Origin of the sequence: Anaeromyxobacter oryzisoli (genome assembly GCF_022690765.1) — a bacterium.
Lineage (GTDB): Bacteria > Myxococcota > Myxococcia > Myxococcales > Anaeromyxobacteraceae > Anaeromyxobacter > Anaeromyxobacter oryzisoli.
Genome location: NZ_JALCZA010000071.1, coordinates 1 through 23,990, shown reverse-complemented (window position 1 = coordinate 23,990; position 23,990 = coordinate 1). Strand labels below are relative to the sequence as shown.

The window sequence follows — 23,990 nt, the reverse complement described above, 5'->3', positions numbered from 1 at the left end:
TCCGCCGGGCGGAGCGCCGAGCTCACCCGTAACGCCGGACCATCCGCGCGCAGAAGTCGGCGTACTCCGCCGGGTCCTGCGGCGGGCTCGTGTGGTGCGGCCGCAGCCCGCGGTGCTCCGGCGTGAAGCAGAACGTGACGGTCACCTCGAACGGCTCGAGCGCGCTCATCTGGCGGTCGAACCAGGCCTCCCAGCCGGGCCGGTAGCTGTCCGCCCAGGAGAGCCCGGTGCGCACGTGCTTCACCCCGAGCTCCCTCAGCCAGCGCAACCCGGCGTCGAGGCGGGGGTCCTCGAAGTGGAACCACTGGCAGATCCCGAGCGCCGGCGCCCACTCGGCGAAGCGGCGCAGCGCGAGCTTCGGGGTCCCGTCCTCGCGGACGAGCCCCATGTAGAAGTGGCGGTAGTACGAGGAGCCCTCCGCCTCCCGGTGCCGCGTGGTCGCGGGCCACGCCCGCGGCAGGTCGAAGAGGCTGTACCAGTGGATGCGGGGGGCCCGCCCGACGAGCAGCTCCGCCGTGCGGCCGAGGCCCCAGTCCTGCACCTCCTCGGCGCCGAAGGAGGAGACGCCCACCTCGGAGATCCAGACCGGGTGGCGCACCGCCCCGGTGATCTCGGCGAGCCGCGCCGGCCACTCCCGGAGCTGCCAGTGGTTCCAGTCGAGCGGGAAGCCGTGGATCGCCACCGCGTCGACCTCCTCGAGCGCGCCGTGACGGCCGAGGAGCTCGAAGAAGCTCGCGTCGATGGGCGACGTCCCGCCGAGGACGCGGGTGAGGCCGGGGCGCTCGGCGCGGATCGCCTGGCCGGCGAGCCGGACGAGCTCCGCGTACCGTCGCCAGTCCGGATCGAGCTCGAAGTCCCAGTGCGAGAGGTTGTTCGGCTCGTTCCAGAGCATCGCCGCCTCGATCACGGGGCACCTCCGTCCTCGCCGCGCCGCGCCGGGTACACCGGCCCGCCGAACGGATCGGGGTCCGCGGGCCGGCAGAGGTAGACCTCCGTGCCGGGGACGGGCGACGGCGCGAACCCGGCGGAGCGGAGCATCGCCTCGACGCAGGCGCGGTTCGGGATCCACCAGTTGGTCTCGTCGTGCGCGTAGCGCCGCTCGACGAAGTGAAGCTTCGGCCACGAAGGGTGATCGAAGACGTCGCGCTCCTCGAACGGGTAATCGGGCGCCGCGGGGAACCGCCCCTGGCTGCCCCGGATCATGCTCTGGAACACGAGCAGCTCCGGCGCGACGTGGGCCCGGATCAGGTCGAGGGCGAGGAGCGGGTGGCGCAGGTGGTACAGCACCCCCATGAACACCACGACGTCGAACCGCTCCCCCTCGAGCCGCGCGACGTCGTAGACCGAGAGCTGCCGCAGCTCGACGTCGAGCCGCGCGATCTCGGCCGCCAGCCGCGCCTGGGCGAGGTAGCGGGCGTCCAGATCCACGCCGAGCACCCGGGCCGCGCCGCGCCGCTTCAGCTCGAGCGAGAAGAAGCCGGCGTTGCAGCCGACGTCCAGGACGGACTTTCCGGAGAGATCGGCGGGCAGCGCCGGCGCGAGGGCGCGCCAGACCGCGCCGGGGTAGTCGCCGAGGAAGTGATCCGGCGCGGTGCGGACGCCCTCGAGCTCGAGGTTGTGGAACCAGGGCGAGAGCGCGCGCACCCGCGCCTCGATCTCCTCGCGCGTCACGACCGCGCCCTCGCCCGCGCCGCCCTCATCCGGCCGCTCCCCCCTCGCTCCGCTCGGCCGCGGGGCCAGGGGCGGGCGGGCCCTCCCGCTCCTGCAGGAGCGCGAGCGCCTCGTGGTATCCGTGCAACGTCCCCACGTCCACGTACGCCTCCCCCGCGCGCACCGCGCGCGCGACGCCGCCGCGCGCGAGCCACGCGTTGACGAGCGTGCCGACGTACGCGTCCCGCCCGCCGCGCTCCCGGAACAGCGCGTGCAGCTCCGCGAGGATCGCCCCGGTGAGCTTGAAGCCGCCCCAGATCCACTCCGTCCCCGGCCGCTCGGCCTTCACCTGGATCTCCCTCACCCGGTCGCCCGGGCCGGTGAGCACCGCGTCGAACAGCTCCGGCCGCGCGACGGGGAACAGCAGGAACGACAGCCCGCCCGGGAGCGCGCGGAAGCCGTCCACCGGGAACCACACCGTGTCCGGCAGGCCGACGAGGATCTCCTCCTCCGGGCCGATGAACGGGAGCGCGCGGAAGAGGGCGTCGCACAGCCCGGCCGCCGCCGGCTGGACCACGTAGCAGATGCGCGCGGGGCCGACGGCGCCGCCGTAGTACTCGAGGATGTCCGACTTCCCGGGCGAGATGACGAGGCAGAGCCGGTCCGCGCCCGCGCGGATCATCCGCTCCACCAGGTGCTCCGACACGGCGCGTGGGCGCTCCGTCCCGTCCACGACGCGGCTCCCCACCGGGAGGAGCTCCTTCGAGAACGCGAGCGGCTGGATCCGGCTCCCGATCCCCGCCGCCGGGATGATGCCCCACATCAGGCCGCTCCTCCCCCGGTGAGCGCCGGCGCCCGCTCCGCGGGCGCGCGGGCCGCCTCCTCGCAGCGCCGGACCAGCTCGGCCGCCCGCGCGTCGGCGGTGTGCTCCGCGAAGGCCCGCTCCCGGGCACGCGCGCCGATCCGGCGGAGCGCCGCCCGCGGCAGGCGCAGCGCCGCGATCGCCTCCTCGGTCGTGCGGGCGACGAGGATCTCCCGCCCGGGGTCGAAGAACGCGTCCAGCCCCTCGAACCAGTCGGACAGGACCGGCACGCCGCACGCGGCCGCCTCGAAGAGGCGGCCCGACGGGCAGTGGCCGAGCGCGGCCATCTCGGCGCGCGTCACCGACACGGTCAGCGGCGACGAGCAGAAGAACGACGCGTGCAGCGCCGGCTCGAGGTGGCGCACGTAGCGGACGTTGGGGCGCCAGGGGAAGCTCCCCTCGTACCCGGCGCCGGCGAGCACGAAGGTGAGCCGCGGGAGCCGCTCGGCGGGGCGGAGGAACAGCGCCTCGAGCGCGGCCTGCCGCGAGGGCGCGTACGTCCCGAGGTACGAGAGATCCCCCGCGAGCTCCGCCCGCGGGGGCGCGGCCCGGTGGACGGCGGGGTCCACTGAGCCGTGGAGGGGGACGGCGCGCCGGGCGCCCAACCGCTCCCGGAGCGCCGCGAGGGCACGCCCGCCGGTGAAGGAGAGGACCAGCTCGAAGTCGCGGAGCCCGCGGGGACCGAGCCACTCCACCGGCTGCCCCGCGCCGACGCGCTCCAGGGTGACCCCCGGGTCGAGATCGTAGAACGCCTTCACCGGCGCCCGCGACGCGAGGACGAGGTCGGTCGCAGCGAGCGCGTCCGGGCAGTACGACGTGACCATCGCGACGTCGGCGGCGGCGAGCGCCGCCTCGGCCCGGGGGCGCACGCCGGCGAGGTCCTCGTAGAGCACCAGCTCGCCGCCTGCGAGCGCCCGCACGTCCCGGTGCGCGGCGTACCACGGCTGCTCCCGCTCGAAGAACGTGACGCGCCCGCCGAGCCGGGCGAGCGCTCCGGCGAGCCCGCGCCAGAGCGTGGCGTGGCCGTTTCCCCACGACGAGCTGACGGTCAGCCCGAAGACGACGAGCCGCACGCGGGTGCGCCCCCTCGAGGCCGCGAGGAGCGGCCCCTCGGGAAAGCTAGGGCGCCCCGCCCGACGCGGCGCGCCGGCTCACCGCCGGGCCCACTCCCGGACGAGGAAGTCCTCCTCGAGCGGCGTCAGGTCGAAGCGGACCGCCGCCTCGCCCACCGCCCGGACGCGATCCAGCTTCGCCTCGGCGCGCGCCCGCTCGTCGAGCCATCGGATGGCCCGCCGGAGCGCCTCGCCCTCCGGCAGCAGATCGCCCGCCCGCCCCGTCGTACCGTCGGTCATGGTCCACCCCGCGCCGTCGTCGATGATGCCTCGCCGCGGCGCGAGCGGCGTGGACCTGTCGGGTCAGCGGCGCTCGGCCCCGGGGAGGTCCGGGAGCTTCTGCGCGGACGACTCCGGCTGCTCCCACCCGAGCTCCTCGCGCGGGTCGCTCTCCGGATCCTCGTCGATCCGGGCGCTCGGCTCCACCTCCATCGCGGCCTGCCGCGGGGTCATCACGCCGCGCTCCTCTTCCTTGCGCTCCATGGTGCACCTCTGGTGACGCGAGGATGCCCACGCCCCGGCGATCGCGCCCGGCCCGGCCCCTCCTCGGCGCTCAGCCGGCCAGCCACGTGGTGGCGAGCCCGACGGCGCCGGCCGCGAGCGAGGCGAGCTGCGCGGCGAGCACCTGCCCCCCGAACGACCGGCCGCCGGCCGCGACCGCCATGACGCCCTTCACGATCGTGTTCGAGGCGGCGCCGAGGAAGATCGTCGTGGCGGCGACCTCGGGGCTCACGCCGGCGCCCGCGAGCTTCGCCATCGAGAGGGAGATCGCGTCCACGTCGGTCGTGCCGGCGAGGACGCCGGCGGCGTACGTCCCGGCCGTCCCGAGGTGGACCGACGCGGCCTTGGAGCCGAGGAGCACGGCGGTGAGCAGCAGGGCGAAGCCGAGGGCCGATTCGAGCTCGAAGGGGTTCGAGAAGGCCACCTCGCTCGCCTCCGCCCTCGGGCGGCGCGCGCGCAGCCAGAGCACGAGGCTCGCGCCGGCGCCCGCGGCGGCCGCCGCGAGCAGCGGGGCGGCCAGGTGCGCCACCAGCGACGGCTTCACGGCCGCGACGATCACGAGGACGCGCGCGAACATGACGGTGGAGGCGAGCATCGCCGCGAACGCCGCGGGTGCCGCGATCGCCGGCCGCTCCCGCGCGCGGCCGGCCATCGCGAGGGTGACGGCGGTCGAGGAGACGAGCCCGCCCACGACCCCGGTGAGCCCCAGGCCGAGCCGCGGCCCGAGGAGTCGGATCCCGGCGTAGCCCACGAAGGACAGCCCCGAGATGAGGACGACGAGGACCCCGATCTGGAACGGGTTGAGGACGCCGAACGGGCCGAAGGACTCGTCGGGCAGGAGCGGCAGCACCACGACGGCGACGACGAGGAACTTGAGCGTGGCGGAGACGTCCGCGGCGGTCACGCGCCGCGCGAGCGGGTGGAGCGTGGGCTTGGACGAGAGGAGGTAGGTCGCGACGACCGCCACCGAGGCGACGACGAGGAGCTTGGTGGCGAGCGGCTCGAGCACGCCCCGGGTGAGCGCGAGGACGCCGAGGAGGAACGACAGGACGAAGGCGGCCTCGGAGGTGATCCCGCGGTGCACGCCGCGGAGCACGTCGCCGGCGTAGCTCACCACGAGGAGGAGGACCAGGGCGGCGAACGCGATCGCGACCACGGCCGGTCCGATCTCGCGCGCGGCCAGCATCGCCACGCCGCCGCCGAGGGCGAGGAGCGGGTGCGTGCGGGCGCCGCCGAGGAAGGAGTCCCGGCCGAGATCGGTGGGGCGCGACCGCTCGCGCTCGAGGCCGATGAGGAGCCCGGCGGCGGCCGCGAGGCCGAGCGAGGCGTAGGGCTCGAGGCGGCTCACGCGCGGATCCTAATCGCGCGGTCCGCCCGGGCGCGCGGCCCCCGCGGCCCGCACGGCGCCCCCCGAGCGCGCGCGCCGCGCGAGCCTCCCATGACGGAACCGCCCCCCGGTGCGGCGACCGGAGGGCGGCTCCACCCGCGCGTGGCCCGGAGGGCGTCCCCGGAGGGGACGCCGTCCCGGGCGCGCTCGCTGCTCGCTACGTGGGGGCGCTCCTCGCGAGCGACGACACCGCCGCCGGAGAGGTCGCCTCGGCGGGACGCGGCGCGACGCCCGTCGTGGCGCCACCGCCGAAGTCGTAGCCGGCCACGCCCATCTCGCCGAGATCCGCGCCGTTCACCTCGTCCTCCGCGGAGATCCGGTTGCCGACGAGCTTCCCGATGATGACGAACGAGATCGCGGCGACCGGGGCGACCCAGGCGACGTTCGCGAGGATGCCGATCACCTCGGCGAGAAGCTGGCCCGCGTCGCCGTAGAAGAGGCCGGTCACGCCGTAGGGAATCCCATTCAGCCCCTGCCCGTACGTGCCGTTCGCGAAGAGGCCGAGGGCGAGGATGCCCCACGCGCCGTTCACGCCGTGCACGGCCGAGGCGCCCACCGGGTCGTCGATCTTGAGCTTCGTGTCGATGAAGAGCGCGGCCGCCACGACGAGGACGCCGGAGACGGCGCCGATGAGGGCGGCCGCCCAGGAGGAGACGAAGGCGCAGGGCGCGGTGATGGCGACGAGGCCGGCGAGCATGCCGTTCGCGAGCCAGGACGGATCCGCCTTGCCCCACTTGATCTTCACGTACAGGTACGAGGCGAACGCGCCGGTCGCGCCGGCGAGCATCGTGTTCACCGCGACGACGGCGAGGCGGGTGTCCATGCCGGAGAGGGTCGAGCCGGCGTTGAAGCCGAACCAGCCGAACGCGAGGATGAACGTGCCCGTCATCACCTGGGGGATGTTGTGCGGCGGGATGGGGTTCACCCGGCCGTCCGACGAGTACTTGCCGATGCGGGGGCCGATCAGCTTCCCGAGCGTGAGGGCGATGACGCCGCCGGTGAGGTGCACCACCGAGCTGCCGGCGAAGTCCACGTGGCCGTGGCCGAGGCCGAAGTTCGCGCCGAGCTGCGAGAGCCAGCCGCCGCCCCAGACCCAGTTCCCGTAGATCGGGTAGATGAGCATGGAGATGACGAACGAGAACAGCACGAACGAGGTGAACTTCCAGCGCTCGGCGCAGGCGCCGGTCGGGATCGTCGCCGTGGTGTCCATGAACACCATCTGGAAGAGGAACGTGGCGGCCACCCCGGCCGTGTAGACGTTCAGCGGGTGGAGCATGAAGCCGGTCATGCCGAAGAGGCCGAACGACTTCCCGAACAGGTGGATCGTGAACTCCTTCGCCAGGATCGGATCGCCGCCGAAGACGGCGCCGACGCCGCCCATCTGCAGCCCGAACCCGACGAAGTAGAAGCCGATGATGCCGATGGCGTAGACGAGGAAGTTCATCCCCATCGTGTGGGCGACGTTCTTCGCCCGGGTGAGCCCCGTCTCGACGAGCGCGAAGCCCGCCTGCATGAACATGACGAGGAAGCCGGCGACCATCGTCCATACGATGTTGAGCGCCGTCTGCGTGTCGCTGAGCTGCTTCGCGAGGTCCGCGACCGTGGGTCCCATCTCTCCTCCTTCTTGGAAAAGCTCCTCTTGCGGTGTCCCGTCACGCGCGCCCGCTGCGCCGTGTTCCGCGGACGTCCGAACCGGAGGGACGGACTGCAGCGACCGTGCCGTCGCGTGCCGGGCGGGATCGGGGGCGCCGAGACGGTCGATTGAGCGCGCGCCGAGCAGGTGCCTGACGCGATGGCGAGCAAACAGGGGCCGCACGCCCGACGCGGAGCGCCCGGCCCGCCTGGATTCCGGGCGACGGCGAGCCCGGAACGGGTGCTCCCGCGCTCGCCCCGCGGCGACCGCCGGGTGGCGCGGGTGGGCGCGTCACCCCTCCCGGCGCACCAGCCGGCGCAGCCGCGCCCCGAGCCCGCCGGGCGCGGCGTCGTGCGCGAGCGCGCCGGTGACGCGCACCACCGCCGCGCTCAGGTTGTCGGGCGTGCCGCGCGCGTTGGCCGCCTCGAGGAGCGCCCGGCACGCCGCGGCGGCGGACAGCCCGCCGACCAGCGCCGGCAGCTCGGCGTCCTCGAGGACGTCGTGGAGGCCGTCGCTGCAGAGCAGGACGACGTCGTCCGCGGACAGCCGCTTCACGATCCGGTCGCGGCTCACGATCAGCTCGCGCCCGAGGCTGCGCGTCAGGACGCTGCGCCCCGGGTGGAGACGCGCCTTCTCGCGCGTCAGCAGCTTCCTGCGCACCTTCTCCGCCGCCACGGTGTGATCCTTGGTGAGCTGGACGGCCTCGCCGCCGCGGAGCAGGTACAGCCGCGAGTCGCCCACGTGCACGGCGGTGAGCTCGGCGCCCGCGATCACCGCGGCGGTGAGCGTGGTGGACATGCCGCGCAGCTCCGGCACGACGACGGCGCGATCGTACAGCTCGATGTTGGCCTGCTGGACCGCGCGGTAGAGCCGCTGGCCCGGCGGCGCGGCCCCGGGGTCGTCGGCGTACGCCCGCAACAGCACCTCGACCGCCATCTGGCTCGCCACCTCGCCCGCGGCGGCGAGCGACACGCCGTCCGCGACCACCGCCAGGGCGGTCCCGTCGGGATCGAGCCGCGCCGCGCAGGCGTCCTCGTTCTGATCGCGCGCGGTGCCGCGATCGGTGAGCGCGGCCGCGTCCAGCGCCCACTCACCCACGGCGACCTCGACGCGCGCTGGTTGCGGCGCACCTCGGGCGCGCACTAAGTTGGGCCATGTCACCGCACGCTCCGGCCGCCTGATGCGCGATCCCGTCGTCGGCGAGAAGCTCGACCAGTACGAGCTCCAGGCGCTCCTGGCGCGCAGCGGCATGGCGTCGATCTTCCGGGCGGTGGACGGGTTCACCGGGGCCACCGTGGCGCTCAAGATCCCGCACGTGCAGCTCGAGGCCGACGTGGTCTTCGCGCAGCGATTCGAGCGCGAGGAGCAGATCGGGCAGCGGCTCGACCACCCCAACATCGTCCGGATCCTGAAGCCGCGCGAGAAGAGCCGGACGTACATGGTGATGGAGCACGTCGAGGGCAGGTCGCTCCGCGCCCTCATGGCGGGGAAGCCGCTCCCCACCGAGCAGGCGCTGGACATCGCGCGGCAGGTCTGCGGCGCGATCGCGTACCTGGAGTCGCAGGGCGTGGTGCACCGGGACCTCAAGCCCGAGAACATCCTCCTCACCGCGTCGGGCCAGGTGAAGATCCTGGACTTCGGCATCGCGCTGGCCGAGTCGTCGCGCCGGCTCACCTGGGGCGTGCTCTCCAGCGCGCTCGGGACCCCCGACTACATGGCGCCCGAGCAGATCCGCGGCCGCCGCGGCGACGTGCGAACCGACATCTACGCGCTCGGGATGCTGCTCTACGAGATGCTCACCGGGAACCTCCCCTACGACAGCCCGGACCCGCGCGCCCTGCTCCGCGCGAAGGCGAGCGAGGAGCCCCGGGCCCCCGGCTATTACGTGAAGGACTTCGACCCGTCGCTGGAGGCCATCATCCTGAAGGCCATCGAGCGCGACCCGCGCGACCGCTACGCCTCCGCGGCCGAGCTGTGCCGCGATCTGGCCGACCCGTCCGCGGTGCCCGCCCGCGAGCTCGCCCGGGGCGCGTCGCGCCGGCACGCCGGCGCCCGCGCCCGCCGGCGCGCCGTGGCCTTCGCCATCGTCGTGGCGGTGCTGGCCGGGCTCGGCGCGCTGGTGTGGCTGAGCAGCCGGCTGTCCGCGCCGCCCGGCCCGCGCGCCGCGCCGGCGCTCGAACGGAGGTGACCGATGGGCCCGTCGCTCGAGGCGTCGCTCAACGTCGCGTGGGTGCTGCTGACGGGGTTCCTCGTCATGTTCATGCAGGCCGGGTTCGCCATGGTGGAGACGGGCTTCACCCGCGCCCGGAGCGCCGCGAACACCATGGCCATGAACCTGGTCATCTACCCGGTGGGCGTGCTCGGGTTCTGGCTCGTCGGCTACGGGCTCATGATGGGCGGCGTGCAGGAGTGGGCCACGCTCGGCGCGGCCGCGCCGGGCGGCCATGAGCTGGGCTTGACGCTCGGCGGGAGGCTCTGGGGGCTCGTCGGCGCCGCCCGGTTCGCCCTCGTGACGGTGGCCCACGAGCCCTCGCACCTGGCCATGTTCCTGTTCGCGACCGTGTTCATGGACACCGCCGCGACCATCCCCACCGGCGCGATGGCCGAGCGCTGGAAGTTCTCCGCGTTCCTCGTCTACGGCGTGTTCATGTCCACGCTGCTGTATCCGCTCTACGGCAACTGGGTGTGGGGCGGCGGGTGGCTGGCCCGCCTCGGCGTGAACGCCGGGCTCGGCCACGGCCACGTCGACTTCGCCGGCTCGAGCGTGGTCCACATGACCGGCGGGCTCACCGCGCTCGCCGGCGCCATCGTGCTCGGCCCGCGCCTGGGCCGGTTCCGGGCCGACGGCACGATCGGGGCGATGCCCGGCCACAACCTGCCGATGTCGGTGGTGGGCACGCTCGTCCTCGCCTTCGGCTGGTTCGGCTTCAACGCCGGCTCCACCCTGTCGGCCGCCAGCCCCCGGATCGCGCTCATCGCCGTGAACACCATGCTCGCCTCGGCCGGCGGCGCGATCGCGGCTTTGCTCGCGATCCGCTTCACGCTCGCCAAGCCGGACGTCGGGATGGCGTGCAACGGACTGCTGGGCGGGCTGGTCGCGATCACCGCGGGCTGCGCCTTCGTCACCCCCGCGGCCGCGGTGCTCGTGGGGGTCGTGGCCGGCCTGCTGGTGGTGCGGACCGTCCGCGTGCTCGAGCGCCGGCTGCGGGTGGACGATCCGGTGGGGGCGTTCGCGGTTCACGGTGTGTGCGGCACCTGGGGCGCGCTGGCGGTGGGGCTCTTCGCCGACGGGAGCTGGGGCGACGGCTGGAACGGGGTGGCGGGCCCGGTCCGCGGGCTCCTCTTCGGCGACGGCGGCCAGCTCGCAGCGCAGGCCGTCGGCGTGCTCGTCAACGCGATCTTCGTGTTCGGGGCCTCGTACGGGTTCTTCCGGCTGGTGGATCGGCTCGTCGGCAACCGCGTGTCGGCCGAGGTGGAGTACCAGGGGCTGGATGCGCTGGAGATGGGGACCGACGCCTACCCCCGCGGCTGACGACGCGTCCGCGCCGCGGCGCGGACGCCCGCGCTACGCGGCCACCGGCTTCCGGACCAGGATCGCCTTGCCGTTCTTCCGGCTCGAGCGCAGGAAGTAGATCGTGCCGTAGGCGCCCCACAGCAGGCAGACGCCGAGGGCGATGTACGGTTCCTTCACGCTCATCCCGGTCACGGTGAACGGCCCCACCAGGTAGAAGGCCATGCACGCCGCGTTCGCGACGAGCCCGAACAGCGGCACGAGCAGGTGCTTGAAGCCGCTGAAGGCGTGGTGCTCGCGATACGCCACGATGGTGACGACGCAGGTGAGCATGTAGAGCATGAAGGTCCCGAAGTTCGAGATCAGCGTCATGATCACGAGGCTGTTCGGCAGGTGCGGGTAGGCCTCCGGCGCGAAGAGGCCGAAGGCGTACCAGAATCCGTGGTACCTGGCCTCGAGCGGCGCCGGCGACGTGCCCCCCAGGTACGTGACCACCGTGAGGATCCCGATCACCGCCGAGAGGACGGCCAGCGTCCAGATGGCGCGGTACGGGGTGAGCCGCTTGCCGTGGAGCAGGCCGAAGTGGCTCGGCACCTCGTCGTCCTTGCCCATCGCGTACGTCACGCGCGCCCCGGTCGAGAGGCACGAGAGCGTCGTCCCGATGAGCGCGAGGAAGACGGTGGCCGCCTGCACCAGCATGAACGCGCGCCCCGCCGCGTAGCTGCCGAACAGCCACGTGCCGGCCAGGACCATCATGTCGCCGAGGGGCGCGCCCGAGCCGGCCGCGTCGGCCAGGGTGTACCCCTGGTTCAGGAAGTAGTTGGCGGCGAAGTACTCGATGGCGTAGCAGACGATCCCCTGGATGCCGAGGGAGAGCAGCACGGCGCGCGGGATGTCGCGCTTCGCGTTCCTCGCCTCCTCGCCCATGGAGGTCACCGACTCGAAGCCGACGAGGATCAGGATGGCGATGCACGCCTGGATCACGATGTACGAGAAGCCGTGCGGGGCGGGCACCGACGAGGCGGTGGGGTGGAACTTGAAGTGCGGGGTGAGCTCGTTCGGGTGCGTCGCGTCCGCCGGCTCGAGGGCGGTCGCCACCTCGGGCGCGTAGCTCAGCGTGAAGGGGACCGGCCTGCCGTCCTTCAGCGCGGGCAGCGGCTTGCCGTCGGGATCCAGCGCGTTCTGCAGCACCGGCCGCCCCGCCGCGTCGAGCTTCGGCTTGCCGTTCTCGAGCACCGGCTCCTGCGCCACCACGTAGTCCACCGGGACGCCGTTCACGAGGTGCCAGCCCCTCGAGCCCTCCGGGTGGTGGATCCGATACGAGACGGCGATCACGGAGAACACCAGGAGCGCGGCGATCTGGACGACGTTGATCGCGAAGTTCACGCCGGTGGTGCCGGTGACGCCCCGGAACGCGATGTACGCGACCCCCAGGGCGAACACGACGCAGAACGGCGCCATGAAGAGCAAGCTGTCGTAGGTGCCGCTGAAGGTGTTCGGGAAGAACTGGTTCAGCAGGTAGCCCGACAGGATGGCGGTCACGCCCACCATGACGCCCGGGTACACCCAGTAGTAGAGGTGCGAGGCCCAGCCGGTGATGAACTTGGCGACGCGGGCGAACCGGTAGGCGCGGGTCCGGTTCAGGAAGGCCTGCTCGGCGAAGAAGTAGGAGGACCCCGCGCCGGGGTAGAGCTTCGACAGCTCGGCGTAGCTGATCGCGGTCGCGAAGCAGAGCAGCAGCGCGGCGAGGATCCCGAACCACATGGCGGAGCCGGCCATCGGCGCGCCGTAGAGCGACTGGATCTGGAACGTCAGCCAGAGGAACGCCCCGGGCGCGATGAGCGCCATCGCGTTGATGGTCAGGCCGGTCAGCCCCAGCGTCGGGCGAGAGCCCGTCGTCCCGGCCGAGGGCGGCGCCCTCCCTTCGTTGGTCGGTGTCGCCATCGTCGCTCCCCCTGTCCCGCGGGCGGGTGCCCCCACCTCGCTTCGGACCGCGCTGCAGCGGCCGTGCCGCACGCGCCCGCGGCGTCGCCGGCCGTCGCGAGGCGCGCTCCGGGAGCAGCGCGTGACGCGGGCGCCCGCGCCAGGAGCGAAGACGCGGAGAGCTCGCGCTGCGCCGACCGGCTGCGATCGGCGACGGCGGTCGGGCGCCACGCGTCGTTGCGCCGCCCGTGAAGCGGGCACGCCGTTGCGCACGAAACGAGCGTGAACGGAGAGCGAAGCCGGGCAGGCGGGGGGGCGCCGCGCCGCGCGATCCGCCGGCGCCCCGCCCGGCGGGCATCACCCCGAGCGCCCGTCGGCGGGCGACTCTGCGATGGGGGGCGACCGGGAGAGGACGCGCCCCCGTCCGACGATCAGCCGATCGTGTCGGCGTACGTCATCACGAGGTACAGCACCGTCTCGACGTCGGCGCGGCTGCGGTAGACGTGCGGCACGTCCGCCTCGAACACGATGGCGTCGCCGGTCGCGAGGAGCTCCTTGCGGCTCCCCACCTCGAGCTCGAGCGCGCCCTGGGACACGACGAGGTTCTCGACGGTGCCCGGGTTGTGCGCGTCCGCGTGCTCGACCCCGCCCGGCGCGATGCGCAGCTCGTAGAACTCGACCCGCCGGGGCTCGTCGAACGGGAAGAGGGCCCGCGACGAGTAGGTGCCGTCGTGGCTCGTCAGCACCTTCGCGCTCTCGGCGCGCAGGATGTGGATGCCCCCGCTCGCGCGCGCCGAGATGAGCGCCGAGAACGGGACGCCGAGCGCGGACGAGATCTTCCAGAGGACGTTGATGGTGGGCGCGCTCTGGCCGAGCTCGATCTGGCCGAGCATCGCGCGGGAGACGCCCGACACCTTCGAGAGCTTCTCGAGCGAGAGGCCGCGCTGGTTCCGGAGGCGGCGCAGGTTGCCGCCCACCACCGGCGTCAGATCCTTCCCGGCCGGCGCCTGCTCGTGCGGATCGGGCGTGTGCTGCTCGGGGGAGGGAACGGCCGCCCGGCGGCCGCGTGATCTGGAGCTCTCGCGCACGCTCTTCATCGCCATCTCTTTTTCCGTTACAACGGAGGCGTTGTCAACGAATGCTCCCACCGCCGGTGGCCCGCGGCGCCTCACGCTGGTCACGAACCCCGACGACTGTAACCTCGCCTGCGGCATGTGCCCCTGCGGCGCGGCGCGGGCCGGCGGGCGCGCGCGTCGCCCGGCGCGGCGCATGGATCCCGCGCTGGCGCTCGACGTCCTCGAGGAGCGCCGCGGCACGCCGCTCGTCGAGGTGATCCCGTCGACCATGGGCGAGCCCCTGCTCTGGGCCGGGTTGCCCTCCCTCGTCGCGCGCTCCGCCGCGCAAGGCTTCCTCCTGAACCTCGTGACCAACGGGACCTGGCCGGGGCGGGGCGCCGCGGAGTGGGCCGAGAGGCTCCTGCCCGTGGCCCGCGACGTGAAGATCTCCTGGAACGGCGCGACGGCCGGCACGGCCGAGGCGATCATGCCCGGCCTCCGGTTCGAGCGGGCGGTGGCGGGCGTGAGGACGCTGGTGAAGGCGCGCGACCGGCTCGCCCGGAGGGGGGCGCGGCGCTGCACGGTGTCGTTCCAGGTCACCGCGCAGGAGGCGAACGTCGGCGAGCTGCCGGCCATCATCGACCTCGCCCGGCGGCTCGGGGTGGATCGGGTCAAGCTGAACCACCTCCAGATCAGGTCCCCGGCGCTCGCCGCGAGCTCGCTGCGCCGGAGCCCCGACGCGATCCGCCGCTGGAACGCGGCGGTGCGGGCTGCGCGCGAGCTGGCCGCCGCCGCGGGCGACGCCGCCGCGCCGGCGCTCGAGAACGCGGTCGAGCTCCGGCCCGATCCCGCGAACCCGGCGCCGCTGGGGCCGTGCCCGTTCGTGGGGCGCGAGGCCTGGATCCACCCGGACGGTCGGTTCGCGCCCTGCCCGCACCCGGCCGCCGCGGCCGGCGGCCTCGGCGATTTCGGCTCGGTCGCCCACGCCTCGCTGCGGGCGCTCTGGGCGGCGGCCCCGTTCCGCGACTTCGTCGCCCGTCACCTCGAGCACCCGGTCTGCCGGGCCTGCACCTTCCGCCGCCCCGGCGGCGCGTAGGGGCTCCTTCCCGCAGCCCGCGCCCGCACCGCGCGCCCGGCCCGTCCTCGCCTCCCGGGTCCCGCGCCCCTCGCCGGCGTGGAGCCGAGGTCCGCTACGTCTTCGACACCCGGATCGAGTCCTCGAGCTCGTTGACCGGCGGCCGGGTGGACGGATCCCGGGGGAAGTGCTCGGCGAGCCGCGCGCCGGCGAGGGCGACGGCGTCCACGAACCCCTTCCCCGGATCGCCGTCGTGCAGCCCCGCGACGAGCGCCGCGACGGCGCGATCCCACTCCCCGGGCCCGACCTTCGCGTCGATGCCGCGGTCTCCGAGCACCACCGCCTCGCGCTCGAACAGCGACGCGAACACGAGCACGCCGGTCCCCTCGGCGGTACGCTGCAGCCCCTGCTCGTGGAAGGCGCGCACCGCCCGCGCTCGCACCGCCTGGTCCATCGCCCGCCGCCCCGCGAGCAGCCGCTCGATCGGATCCCACAGCGAGAGCGCCGCCCCCGCGAGCCCCGCCGCGAGCTGCACGAGGGGCAGCTCGGGGAGGGTGAGCGGCGCGCCCGTCGCGAGCACGCCCGCGGTGGCGAGCGCGGCGAGGAGGAGCCCTCCGCGATAGCGCGCCTCCGGGTAGGGATCGCTCTTCTCCACCACGACCGGGACGATCTGCCCGCGGGAGAGCGCCTCCGCCCGGCGCACCGCCTCCGCGACGCGCTCCTGCACCGGCTGTCCGAAATGGCGCTCGAGCATCGTGTCTCCTCTCCGCGAGGCCCGTCCACCGGCGCGGCCTCGAATCCTGGATGGACGGGCCGTGCCCGCTCCACGCGCCCGCGGTGGATCGGGCGCGTCACCACCGCGCTGCAGCACCGTCGCCCCGCTCGCGCGGGGTCGCGTCTACCACCGCCCGGAGGCGCCGCCGCCGGAGAAGCCGCCGCCGCCGCCGGACCAGCCGCCGCCGCCCCCGCCGCCGAAGCCCCCGCCACCCCACGGGCCGCCTCCCCCGCCCCACGGGCCGCCCCACCACAGCGCGCTCCGCCGCCGCGGGGTGAACCCGGTCGCGACCCGCGCGATGAAGATCAGCACGAAGATCGCCAGGATCGCGAGGGCGGAGAAGTGCGTCGCCGGCGGCGCACGGCGGACCGGCGCGACACCGGAGGGTAGCGCCCCGAGCGCGCCGAGGATCTGCACGCCGGCGTCGTACAGCCCGGCCCCGAACCGGCCGGCGCGGAACGCGGGGACGATCGTGCCGCGGATGATGCGCGACGACTGCGCGTCCGTGAGGCCGCCCTCGAGCCCGCCGCCGACCTCGATGCGGACCGCGCGATCCTCGACGGCGACCGTGACGAGGACGCCGTTGTCCTGGCCCTTCGTGCCGAGCTTCCAGGCCTCGGCGACGCGCATCGAGTAGTCCTCGATGGGCTCGCCCTCGAGCGACGGGACGACGAGGTACTGGAGCTGGACGCCTTGTACCTGCCCGTGGGCGGCGGCGCGGGCCCGCGTCGCGAGATCCGCGAGCCGGCGCGCGTCCGCGCCGCGGAGCAGGCCGGCCTCGTCCACGACCGGGCCGGTGAGGGCCGGGACGGGGACGGCCGCCGCGGCCGGGCTCGCCGTCGCGAGGGCGAGGATGAGCGCGAGGAGGCGCACCGGCGTCACTTCCCGCCGAAGTTGACCTTGGGCGCCTCGCGCGCGCCCTCGGTCGTGGCGGTGAACTGGGCCTTCGCCTGCTTGTGGTAGAGCATGCCGTTCGTCCAGCTCGTCGGCGGCACCGTCACGAGGTTGTTGAACTGCTGGACCGCGTCGATGTAGCGGCGCCGGGCGATGGTGATCCGGTTCTCCGTCCCCTCGAGCTGCGCCTGCAGATCGCGGAAGTTCTCGTTGGCCTTGAGCTGGGGGTAGTTCTCGGCGACGGCGAGCAGCCGGCCGAGCGCGCTCCGGAGCTGGCCCTGGGCCGCCTCGAACTTCTTCATGTTCTCGGGCGTGAGCTGATCGACGGTGAGCTGCACCTGCGTCGCCTTCGCGCGGGCCGCGACGACGCCCTCGAGCGTCTCGCGCTCGTGGGAGGCGTAGCCCTTCACGGTCTCGACGAGGTTCGGCACGAGATCGGCGCGCCGCTGGTACTGGTTCTCGACCTCGGCCCACGCGGCCGTGACCGCGTTCTCCGATTGCGGGATGGACTGCACGCCGCAGCCGCCGAGGAGCACCACGGCGAGCGCTGCGAGGAAGGACCGGTTGGTTCTCATGGGGGAAACCTAGCGCCCGCCCGGGTGAGGGAAAAGGATGATTTCTCGCAGCCAGCCCCAGGCAGGGCCTCATGCATCGGGATCACGTCCGCGGCGCGCCGCCGCGCGGCGTCAGCGAACGTCCACGGAGAGGACCCGGACCCCCTGCACGGCGGGGTCGGGGCACCACGTCCCCACCTCGACGAGGAAGTACGACTTCGTCGCCTCCACCTGGCTCGGGCAGGCGCTGCACGGCGGGTTCGTCGGCGCCGCGACCCACGCGGCGTTCGCGGGGTCCACGTGCCAGGTCCACTGACCGTCGCAGTCGGTGCCGTCGAACAAGCCGAGCTGCGGCGTCGTCGGCCCGGGCGACGAGGGGTTCGAGGCGAGGTCCTGGGCGCGCGCGATGAACTCGGGCGCGTACGCGGAGGACACCCAGACCTTCACGCTCTCGGCGCAGACCTCCAGCGTGACGAACGCGCCGCCCGTACGCGCGGAGCACCCTCCGGCCACGGCGTCCGGGACGCAGGCGCTGCTCACGCACGCGAGCCCGGCCCCGCAGACGTTCCCGCAGCTCCCGCAGTTCCGGGCGTCGGAGCGCAGATCGAGGCAGCGATCGCCGCAGCGGTCGAGCGGCGGCGTGCATGGGTTCCCGGAGCAGCCGGCCGCGCCGACCGCGAGGAGCAGGGCGGCGAGGGCGCGGAGGGAGCGGGGCATCGCGCGGAGCGTAGCACGGGTCACCGCCGCGGCGAGGCCCCCGCGGCGCCGCTTTACCCGGCAGGCCCGACCGGTCGAGACTCCGTCGGTGCGCGCCCTCCCCGCCGGCTGGTCCGCCTATTACCGCGTCGTGCGCCGCATCCCGCGCGGCCGGGTGGCGACCTATGGCGCCGTGGCGCTCCTCGCCGGGAGGCCTCGCGCCGCCCGTCAGGTCGGCTACGCCCTCGCCGCGCTCCGCGGCACGAGGCACGACGTGCCGTGGCAGCGCGTGCTCGGCGCGCGCCCGCGCGAGCGGGCGGCGATCTCGATCCTCGATCCGATCGGCGCCGCGGTGCAGCGGGAGCTCCTCGAGGCGGAGGGCGTCCGGTTCGACCCACGCGGGCGCGTGGACCTGGCGCGGTTCGGGTGGGCCCGGGCCCACCGCGCGCCGCGGCGTCCGCGCGGGCGCTGACCGCGTGCGCTACCCGACGCGGACCGGCGGCGCCTCCCAGATCTCCGCCGCGTACTCCCGGATGGTGCGATCGGACGAGAACTTCCCGGCGCGCGCGACGTTCAGGATCGCCTTCCGCGTCCACAGCTCCGGATCGCGGTACGCGCGCTCGACCTCCTCGTGGCACGCGCAGTACGCGGCGAAGTCCGCGAGGACGAGGTAGGGATCGCCGCCGTTCAGGAGCGAGTCCACGATGGGCCGGAACAGCCCCGGCTCGCCGGGCGAGAACACCCCGGAGGCGAGCGCGTCGAGCACCTGCTTGATGCGCCGGTCGTTCCGGTACCACTCCCACGGATCGTAGCCGCGCCGCTTCAGGGCCGCGACCTGCTCGACGGTGAGGCCGAAGAGGAAGAAGTTCTCCGCCCCGACCTCCTCGCGGATCTCGACGTTGGCGCCGTCGAGCGTGCCGATGGTGAGGGCGCCGTTCAGGGCGAACTTCATGTTGCCGGTGCCGGAGGCCTCCTTGCCCGCGGTGGAGATCTGCTCCGACAGCTCGGCGGCCGGGAAGATCCGCTCCGCCAGCGAGACCCGGTAGTTCTTCAGGAACACGACCGTGATCCGGCCCTTCACGTCCACGTCGCGGTTCACCACCTCCGCGACGGAGCCCACGAGCTTGATGATCGCCTTCGCCATGGCGTACCCGGGGGCCGCCTTCCCGCCGAACAGGTACGTGCGCGGGAGCGGGTCGTACGCGCGCTCCTCCTTGAGCCGGAGGTACTCGCTGGCGACGCGCAGCACCGCGAGGAGCTGGCGCTTGTACTCGTGGATCCGCTTCACCTGGACGTCGAACATCGAGTCGAGGTCGAGGGTGACGCCGTTCTCGGCGCGGACGATCTCGGCGAGCCGCGCCTTGTTGTCGCGCTTCACGCTCTGGAACAGCCGCCGGAACCCGGCGTCCTCGGCGAGCGGCTCCAGCCGGCGGAGCTGGGTCGCGTCGGTGAGCCACGCGGGGCCGAGCATCTCGGTGATGGACTTCGCGAGCCCCGGGTTCGCCTGGAGCAGCCAGCGCCGCGGCGTGACGCCGTTCGTCTTGTTGTTGAACTTCTCCGGCCAGAGCGCGAAGAAGTCGCGGAACAGCTCGCGCTTGAGCAGCTCGGTGTGCAGCGCGGCGACCCCGTTCACCGAGTGCGAGCCGACGACCGCGAGGTTCGCCATGCGGACCTGCTTGGTCGGGCCCTCCTCGATGAGGCTCATCCGCGCGACGGCGCCGCCGTCGGCCTTGCGCGCGGCGCGCACGCCGTCGATGAACCGGCGGTTGATCTCGTAGACGATCTCGAGGTGGCGGGGGAGGACGCGCCCGAAGAGATCCACCGACCACCGCTCGAGCGCCTCGGGGAGCAGGGTGTGGTTCGTGTAGCCGAAGGTGGCGCGGCCGATCTCCCACGCCTCGTCCCACTCGAGCCCCTGCTCGTCCATCAGGACGCGCAGCAGCTCCGCGACCGCGATCGCGGGGTGGGTGTCGTTCATCTGGATCGCCACCTTGTCCGGGAAGCTCCCGAAGCCGTCGTGCATCTTGAGGTAGCGGTTCACGATGTCGTGGATCGCGCAGCAGACGAAGAAGTACTGCTGCTGGAGCCGCAGCTCCTTGCCCATCACGGTGAGGTCGTTCGGGTAGAGGACCTTCGAGATGCTCTCCGAGAGGTCCTTGTCCTCGACCGCCGAGAGGTAGTCGCCGGCGTTGAAGTCCGCGAGGTCCAGCTCCTGGGAGGCGCGGGCGCGCCAGAGCCGGAGCGTGTTCACCGTCTGGTTGCCGAACCCGGTGATCGGGACGTCGTACGGCATCCCGAGGACGTGCCGCGCGTCCACCCAGCGCACGCGGAGCCGGCCGCCCTCGTCCGAGCCGTGCTCGGTGCGGCCGTAGAGCGACACCGTCACCGTCGCGTCCGGGCGCGGGATCTCCCAGGCGCTCCCGAACCGGAGCCACTCCTCGGGGCGCTCCACCTGGTAGCCGTTGCGGATCTCCTGGTCGAAGATCCCGAACTCGTACCGGATGCCGTGGCCGTACGCCGGGATCGACAGGGTGGCGAGCGAGTCGAGGAAGCACGCGGCGAGGCGGCCCAGGCCGCCGTTGCCGAGCCCCGCGTCGGGCTCCTGGGCGAGGAGGTCGGCGAGCTCGAGGCCGAGATCCGAGAGCGCCGCGCGCATCGGATCGTAGAGCCCGAGGTTCAGCAGGTTGTTCTCGAGCGCCTTGCCCATCAGGAACTCGAGCGAGAGGTAGTAGACCCGCTTCGCGTCCTCCTTGTAGTAGGCCTGCTGCGTCTGGATCCACCGCCGCATCATCCGATCGCGCACGGTGTAGGCCACGGCGAAGTAGCGGTCGAGCGCCGTCGCGGTGTGCTCGTCCTTGCCCTGCGAGTACTGCAGGTGATCCGCGAACGCCCGCCGGAGCGTGTCCACGTCCGTCGCGGTGCGCGAGTTCGGCAGGTCGCGCGCGCGCTCGAGCGCCCTCGCCTCCTCGTCGCGGGCGGTCATTCCTCTCCTCGGCGGAGGCATCCGGTCTCCTCGTCCACGCGGCGCCCGGGAGGGGCGTCCGGCGGCGCATCATCATAACCTCGGGCCCCGGCCCGGACACGCGCGCGGAGGCGCCCGCGCGCCGGCGATCGGGCGGGCGGCCGTCCCCCGGGGACCGCGGCGGCGCGGCGGCTAGCCGCCCTTCCGCAGCGCCCGCGCCAGCTCGTCGTAGAGGTGGATCGCGCTCCGGATCGCCTTCTGGAAGTCGCCGAGGTGCAGGCTCTCGTTCTCGGAGTGTGCGTTCGAGGACGGGTCCTCGACCCCGACGAGGAGCGCCGGCGCGCCGCCGAGCGCCTTGGCGAACGGCTCGACGAAGCCGATGGAGCCGCCGCAGCCGACGGCGAGCGCCTTCCGACCGAACCCCTGCTCGAGCGCGCGGAACGCCGCGCCGAAGGCGGGGTGGGAGACGTCCGTGGTCCAGGGGGCGCCCGCGGTCTCGGTCCGCACGTGCACCTCGACCCCCCACGGCGCGGCCCGCTTCAGCGCGTCCACGAGCCGGTCCCGCGTCTCGGCGGGATCCATGTCCGGCACGAGCCGGACGCCGACGCGCGCCCACGCCACGTCGTTGATGACGTTCCGCGCGTCCTTGCGCGAGGACGCCTGGACGGCGTTCACCGCCAGGGCGGGCTGCCACCAGCTCACCTCGAGCGGGTGGGCGTCGCCGAGCAGCGCCACCCCCGGCCGCAGCCGCGCCTGCCGCCGGAACTCCTCGGGCCCGACCGGGAGGGCCGCGATCGCCTCGCGCTGCTCGCGCGAGAGCGGCCGGACCCGGTCGTAGACGCCGGGGATCGCGATCCGGCCGTCGCCGTCCACCAGGCTCGCCAGCATCTTCGCGAGCGCCATGGCGGCGTCCGGCACCGGGCCGCCCCACATGCCGGAGTGGACGCTCTGCTCGAGCGCGCGGACCTCGACGTCCACCGTGACGAGGCCGCGGAGCGCGACGGTGACCGAGGGGACGCCGACGTCCACGTTGCCGGTGTCGGTGAGGACCATCGCGTCCGCGTCGAGGCGCGACCGGTGCCGGGAGAGGAACTGGACGAGGTGCCCCGAGCCGATCTCCTCCTCGCCCTCCACGACGAGCTTCACGTTGAGCGGCAGCCGCCGCGCGCCGCGCACCCAGGAGTCCACCGCGGCGGCGTGCACGAGGATGCCGGCCTTGTCGTCGGAGGTGCCGCGGCCGTAGAGCCGCCCGCCCCGCTCGGTCGGCTCGAAGGGCGGGCTGTTCCACGCCTCGACGTCGCCGGCCGGCTGCACGTCGTGGTGCGCGTAGAGGAGCAGGGTCGGCGCGGCGGGGTCCTCGATGCGCTCGCCGAGGACGTAGGGGTGGCTGCCCTCGACGGCGAGGACCTCGACCTTCTCGAAGCCGCGGCGGCGGAGCAGCTCGGCGACGGCGTCGGCGCTCCGCTTCACCTCGATGTCGGGGAAGCCCGCGAACGAGACGCTCGGGATGCGGACGAGCCGCTTCAGCTCGTCGAGGTAGATCGCGGCGTTCCTCTCGTAATGCGCGAGCGCCAGCTCGACCGGGTTGTCGGTCATCCGGTGGTCTCCTCGCCTCTCGAGGGATCGAAGGAAGCGTTTGCAGGATATAAATCGCGCGATGCGCCGGGACCCTCACCCCCTTCGGGACCGCTGGCTGGACGCCGTCGCCGCGGCGATCGGCGTCACCCGCGTCGCCCGCCTCACAGGCCTCGACCGCACCGGGGTGGAGGTGGCGAGCGCGGTCCGGCCCGCGGGGCACGTCCTCCAGGTGACGAACGGCAAGGGCGCGACCTTCGCGGAGGCCGCGCGCGGGGCGGTGATGGAGGCGGTGGAGCTCTGGGCCGCCGAGCACGCCGTCCCGGGCCCGCACGGCACGGCGGACGAGGTGCGCCGGGCGGCGCCGGGCGTGGAGGTGCTCTCCGCCACGGCGCTGACGCCGGACGCCGATCCCGCCTGGGACGCGCTGGCGCTCGGCTGGCGGGAGGCCGCCGTGCTCGGACGCGGCGGACGCGCCCTCGTGCCCGCCGCGGCGGTGTCCTGCCCGCCTCCCTCGGCGCCGCTCCTCGGCCCGGCGGTGATCCGCTGGACCTCCAACGGCATGGGCGCGCACCGGGACCGCGCCGCGGCCGTGCTCCACGGCCTGCTCGAGGCGGTGGAGCGCGATCAGCTCGCGCGGGCGCTGCCGGAGGGGTTCACCGCCGAGGCGCTGCGGGCGCGGCTCGTCGCGCCGGGGTCGCTCGCGCGGGCGGCGCCGCGCAGCGCCGCGCGCGTCGCGGCGCTCGCGCGCCGGGGGTTCCGGGTGCACCTCCTCGACTGCGGGGCGGGCGCGGGCCTCCCGGTCGCGGCCGCGCTCCTCGTGGATCCCGACGGCGCGCCGGTCCCGGTCGCCGCCGGCTACGCCTGCCGGCTGGAGCGCGACGCCGCGCTCTCCGCCGCGCTCCTCGAGGCGTGCCAGTCGCGGGCGACGGAGATCCACGGCGCCCGCGAGGACGTCCTGGTCGGGGACCGCGACCAGGCCGCGCCGCTCGCCGCCCTCTGCGCCGCCATCCGCCCGCGCCTGGACGCGGGGGCGCTGCCGTCGGCGCGCGCCCCGTCGCCCGCGCGCGCGATCGGCGCGATCGTGCGACGGCTCGAGGCCGCCGGCCTCGGGCCCGCGGTGGCCGCCGACCTGCCCGCCCCCGAGGGCGTCCACGCGGTCCAGGTGGTCGTCCCCGGCCTCCTCCTCTCGGAGCTCCTGTGACCCGCCACCGGGACGTCGCCGCCGACGTCGTAGCGTTCCTGGGCCCGTCCCTCTCGCCCGAGGCGGCGCGGGCCGTCGCCCCCTGCCGCGTCCTCCCGCCGGCGCGTGCCGGCGACGTGCTCGCGATCCTCCCCGAGCGGCCGCTCGCGATCGCGCTGGTGGACGGCCTCTTCGACACGACGCCCTCGGTGTGGCCCCGCGAGCTCCTCGCCGCGCTGGACGCGGGCGTGGCGGTGTTCGGCGGCGCGAGCATGGGCGCGCTCCGGGCCGCGGAGCTCGCCCGCTTCGGCGTCGTCGGCGTCGGCCGGATCGCGGCGTGGTACCGCGAGGGCGTCCTGGTGGACGACGGGGAGGTCGCGCTGCTGCACGCGGACGCGGAGCACGGGTTCCGGCCGTTCACGCTGCCGCTCGTCCAGGTCCGCGCCGCCGCCGACGCGGCGCGCCGGGGGCGGATCGCCTCGGCGCGCGACGAGCGGGCGCTGGTCGAGGCCGCCGCCGCGATGCCGTACCGCGAGCGGACCTGGCCCGCCGTGCTCGACGCGGCGCCCCTCGGCGCGGCGGCGCGCGCGCGGCTCGGCGCGTTCCTCCCGCGCGTGCCGGACCTCAAGGCGGCGGACGCCC

General features: G+C 74.3%; 23 protein-coding genes. 6 read left to right on the top strand and 17 right to left on the bottom strand.

Annotation, left to right across the window (positions count from 1 at the left end; all coding sequences use genetic code 11):
- Window positions 1-22 precede the first annotated feature (22 nt).
- The 9 genes from MNZ27_RS18290 to MNZ27_RS18250 form a co-directional block, all read right to left on the bottom strand.
- On the bottom strand, window positions 23-892 hold the full coding sequence (locus MNZ27_RS18290; protein WP_242395536.1) for a glycoside hydrolase 5 family protein: 870 nt from the start codon (window positions 890-892) through the stop codon (window positions 23-25).
- Between the two features lie 11 nt (window positions 893-903).
- On the bottom strand, window positions 904-1,671 hold the full coding sequence (locus tag MNZ27_RS18285) for a TIGR04290 family methyltransferase (RefSeq protein ID WP_242395534.1): 768 nt from the start codon (window positions 1,669-1,671) through the stop codon (window positions 904-906).
- Between the two features lie 25 nt (window positions 1,672-1,696).
- Entirely contained in the window at window positions 1,697-2,473 is a 777-nt protein-coding gene (locus MNZ27_RS18280) for a sugar phosphate nucleotidyltransferase (RefSeq protein ID WP_277958087.1), read from the bottom strand.
- Window positions 2,473-3,585, bottom strand: coding sequence for a CgeB family protein (locus MNZ27_RS18275; protein WP_242395533.1), 1,113 nt, complete (start codon window positions 3,583-3,585; stop codon window positions 2,473-2,475). Before MNZ27_RS18275 ends, MNZ27_RS18280 begins: the two co-directional genes overlap by 1 nt.
- Before the next feature lie 78 nt (window positions 3,586-3,663).
- A complete protein-coding gene (locus MNZ27_RS18270) occupies window positions 3,664-3,864 on the bottom strand; it encodes a hypothetical protein (RefSeq protein ID WP_242395532.1) in 201 nt (66 codons plus the stop codon).
- A gap of 63 nt (window positions 3,865-3,927) precedes the next feature.
- Window positions 3,928-4,107 carry a hypothetical protein gene (locus MNZ27_RS18265; RefSeq protein WP_242395531.1) on the bottom strand — a complete coding sequence of 60 codons (180 nt, stop codon included), beginning with the start codon at window positions 4,105-4,107 and terminating at the stop codon, window positions 3,928-3,930.
- A gap of 70 nt (window positions 4,108-4,177) precedes the next feature.
- A complete protein-coding gene (locus MNZ27_RS24080) occupies window positions 4,178-5,473 on the bottom strand; it encodes an MgtC/SapB family protein (RefSeq protein WP_242395530.1) in 1,296 nt (431 codons plus the stop codon).
- A 196-nt stretch (window positions 5,474-5,669) separates the two neighbouring features.
- Window positions 5,670-7,124, bottom strand: a complete 1,455-nt coding sequence (locus MNZ27_RS18255) for an ammonium transporter (RefSeq protein ID WP_242395529.1) — start codon at window positions 7,122-7,124, stop codon at window positions 5,670-5,672.
- Between the two features lie 312 nt (window positions 7,125-7,436).
- Complete coding sequence (locus MNZ27_RS18250; RefSeq protein WP_242395528.1) at window positions 7,437-8,243, bottom strand: PP2C family protein-serine/threonine phosphatase; 807 nt, start codon at window positions 8,241-8,243, stop codon at window positions 7,437-7,439.
- Between the two features lie 82 nt (window positions 8,244-8,325).
- On the opposite strand from MNZ27_RS18250, the gene MNZ27_RS18245 reads away from it, so the two are divergent.
- Entirely contained in the window at window positions 8,326-9,333 is a 1,008-nt protein-coding gene (locus tag MNZ27_RS18245; RefSeq protein ID WP_242395527.1) for a serine/threonine-protein kinase, read from the top strand.
- 3 nt (window positions 9,334-9,336) lie between these two features.
- A complete protein-coding gene (locus tag MNZ27_RS18240) occupies window positions 9,337-10,677 on the top strand; it encodes an ammonium transporter (RefSeq protein WP_242395526.1) in 1,341 nt (446 codons plus the stop codon).
- Window positions 10,678-10,710: 33 nt separating this feature from the next.
- Here MNZ27_RS18240 and MNZ27_RS18235 read toward each other — a convergent pair whose 3' ends face one another.
- Both MNZ27_RS18235 and MNZ27_RS18230 read right to left on the bottom strand, forming a co-directional pair.
- A complete protein-coding gene (locus MNZ27_RS18235) occupies window positions 10,711-12,600 on the bottom strand; it encodes an APC family permease (RefSeq protein ID WP_242395525.1) in 1,890 nt (629 codons plus the stop codon).
- Window positions 12,601-13,010: 410 nt separating this feature from the next.
- Window positions 13,011-13,676, bottom strand: a complete 666-nt coding sequence (locus MNZ27_RS18230) for a helix-turn-helix domain-containing protein (RefSeq protein WP_242395524.1) — start codon at window positions 13,674-13,676, stop codon at window positions 13,011-13,013.
- 31 nt (window positions 13,677-13,707) lie between these two features.
- On the opposite strand from MNZ27_RS18230, the gene MNZ27_RS18225 reads away from it, so the two are divergent.
- Window positions 13,708-14,730, top strand: coding sequence for a radical SAM/SPASM domain-containing protein (locus MNZ27_RS18225; protein WP_242395523.1), 1,023 nt, complete (start codon window positions 13,708-13,710; stop codon window positions 14,728-14,730).
- A gap of 94 nt (window positions 14,731-14,824) precedes the next feature.
- On the opposite strand, the gene MNZ27_RS18220 is transcribed toward MNZ27_RS18225, so the two are convergent.
- The 4 genes from MNZ27_RS18220 to MNZ27_RS18205 form a co-directional block, all read right to left on the bottom strand.
- Window positions 14,825-15,463 carry a TPM domain-containing protein gene (locus MNZ27_RS18220; protein ID WP_242395522.1) on the bottom strand — a complete coding sequence of 213 codons (639 nt, stop codon included), beginning with the start codon at window positions 15,461-15,463 and terminating at the stop codon, window positions 14,825-14,827.
- Window positions 15,464-15,607: 144 nt separating this feature from the next.
- The gene (locus tag MNZ27_RS18215) at window positions 15,608-16,357 is read right to left on the bottom strand and encodes a TPM domain-containing protein (RefSeq protein ID WP_242395521.1); all 750 of its coding nucleotides are present in this window, start codon (window positions 16,355-16,357) and stop codon (window positions 15,608-15,610) included.
- Between the two features lie 5 nt (window positions 16,358-16,362).
- Window positions 16,363-16,953, bottom strand: coding sequence for a LemA family protein (locus MNZ27_RS18210; RefSeq protein ID WP_242395520.1), 591 nt, complete (start codon window positions 16,951-16,953; stop codon window positions 16,363-16,365).
- 111 nt (window positions 16,954-17,064) lie between these two features.
- Window positions 17,065-17,649, bottom strand: a complete 585-nt coding sequence (locus tag MNZ27_RS18205) for a hypothetical protein (protein WP_242395519.1) — start codon at window positions 17,647-17,649, stop codon at window positions 17,065-17,067.
- A gap of 88 nt (window positions 17,650-17,737) precedes the next feature.
- On the opposite strand from MNZ27_RS18205, the gene MNZ27_RS18200 reads away from it, so the two are divergent.
- Window positions 17,738-18,100, top strand: a complete 363-nt coding sequence (locus MNZ27_RS18200; protein ID WP_242395518.1) for an MGMT family protein — start codon at window positions 17,738-17,740, stop codon at window positions 18,098-18,100.
- Between the two features lie 9 nt (window positions 18,101-18,109).
- On the opposite strand, the gene MNZ27_RS18195 is transcribed toward MNZ27_RS18200, so the two are convergent.
- On the bottom strand, window positions 18,110-20,632 hold the full coding sequence (locus tag MNZ27_RS18195) for a glycogen/starch/alpha-glucan phosphorylase (RefSeq protein WP_408629698.1): 2,523 nt from the start codon (window positions 20,630-20,632) through the stop codon (window positions 18,110-18,112).
- 150 nt (window positions 20,633-20,782) lie between these two features.
- Window positions 20,783-22,186, bottom strand: a complete 1,404-nt coding sequence (locus tag MNZ27_RS18190; RefSeq protein WP_242395516.1) for a M20/M25/M40 family metallo-hydrolase — start codon at window positions 22,184-22,186, stop codon at window positions 20,783-20,785.
- A gap of 61 nt (window positions 22,187-22,247) precedes the next feature.
- Here MNZ27_RS18190 and MNZ27_RS18185 point away from each other — a divergent pair, with 61 nt between their 5' ends.
- Together MNZ27_RS18185 and MNZ27_RS18180 are read left to right on the top strand one after the other, a co-directional pair.
- Window positions 22,248-23,369, top strand: a complete 1,122-nt coding sequence (locus MNZ27_RS18185) for a YcaO-like family protein (protein WP_242395515.1) — start codon at window positions 22,248-22,250, stop codon at window positions 23,367-23,369.
- A partial coding sequence (locus MNZ27_RS18180; RefSeq protein WP_242395514.1) for a TfuA-like protein occupies window positions 23,366-23,990 on the top strand: 625 nt, incomplete at its 3' end. The genes MNZ27_RS18185 and MNZ27_RS18180, both read left to right, overlap by 4 nt.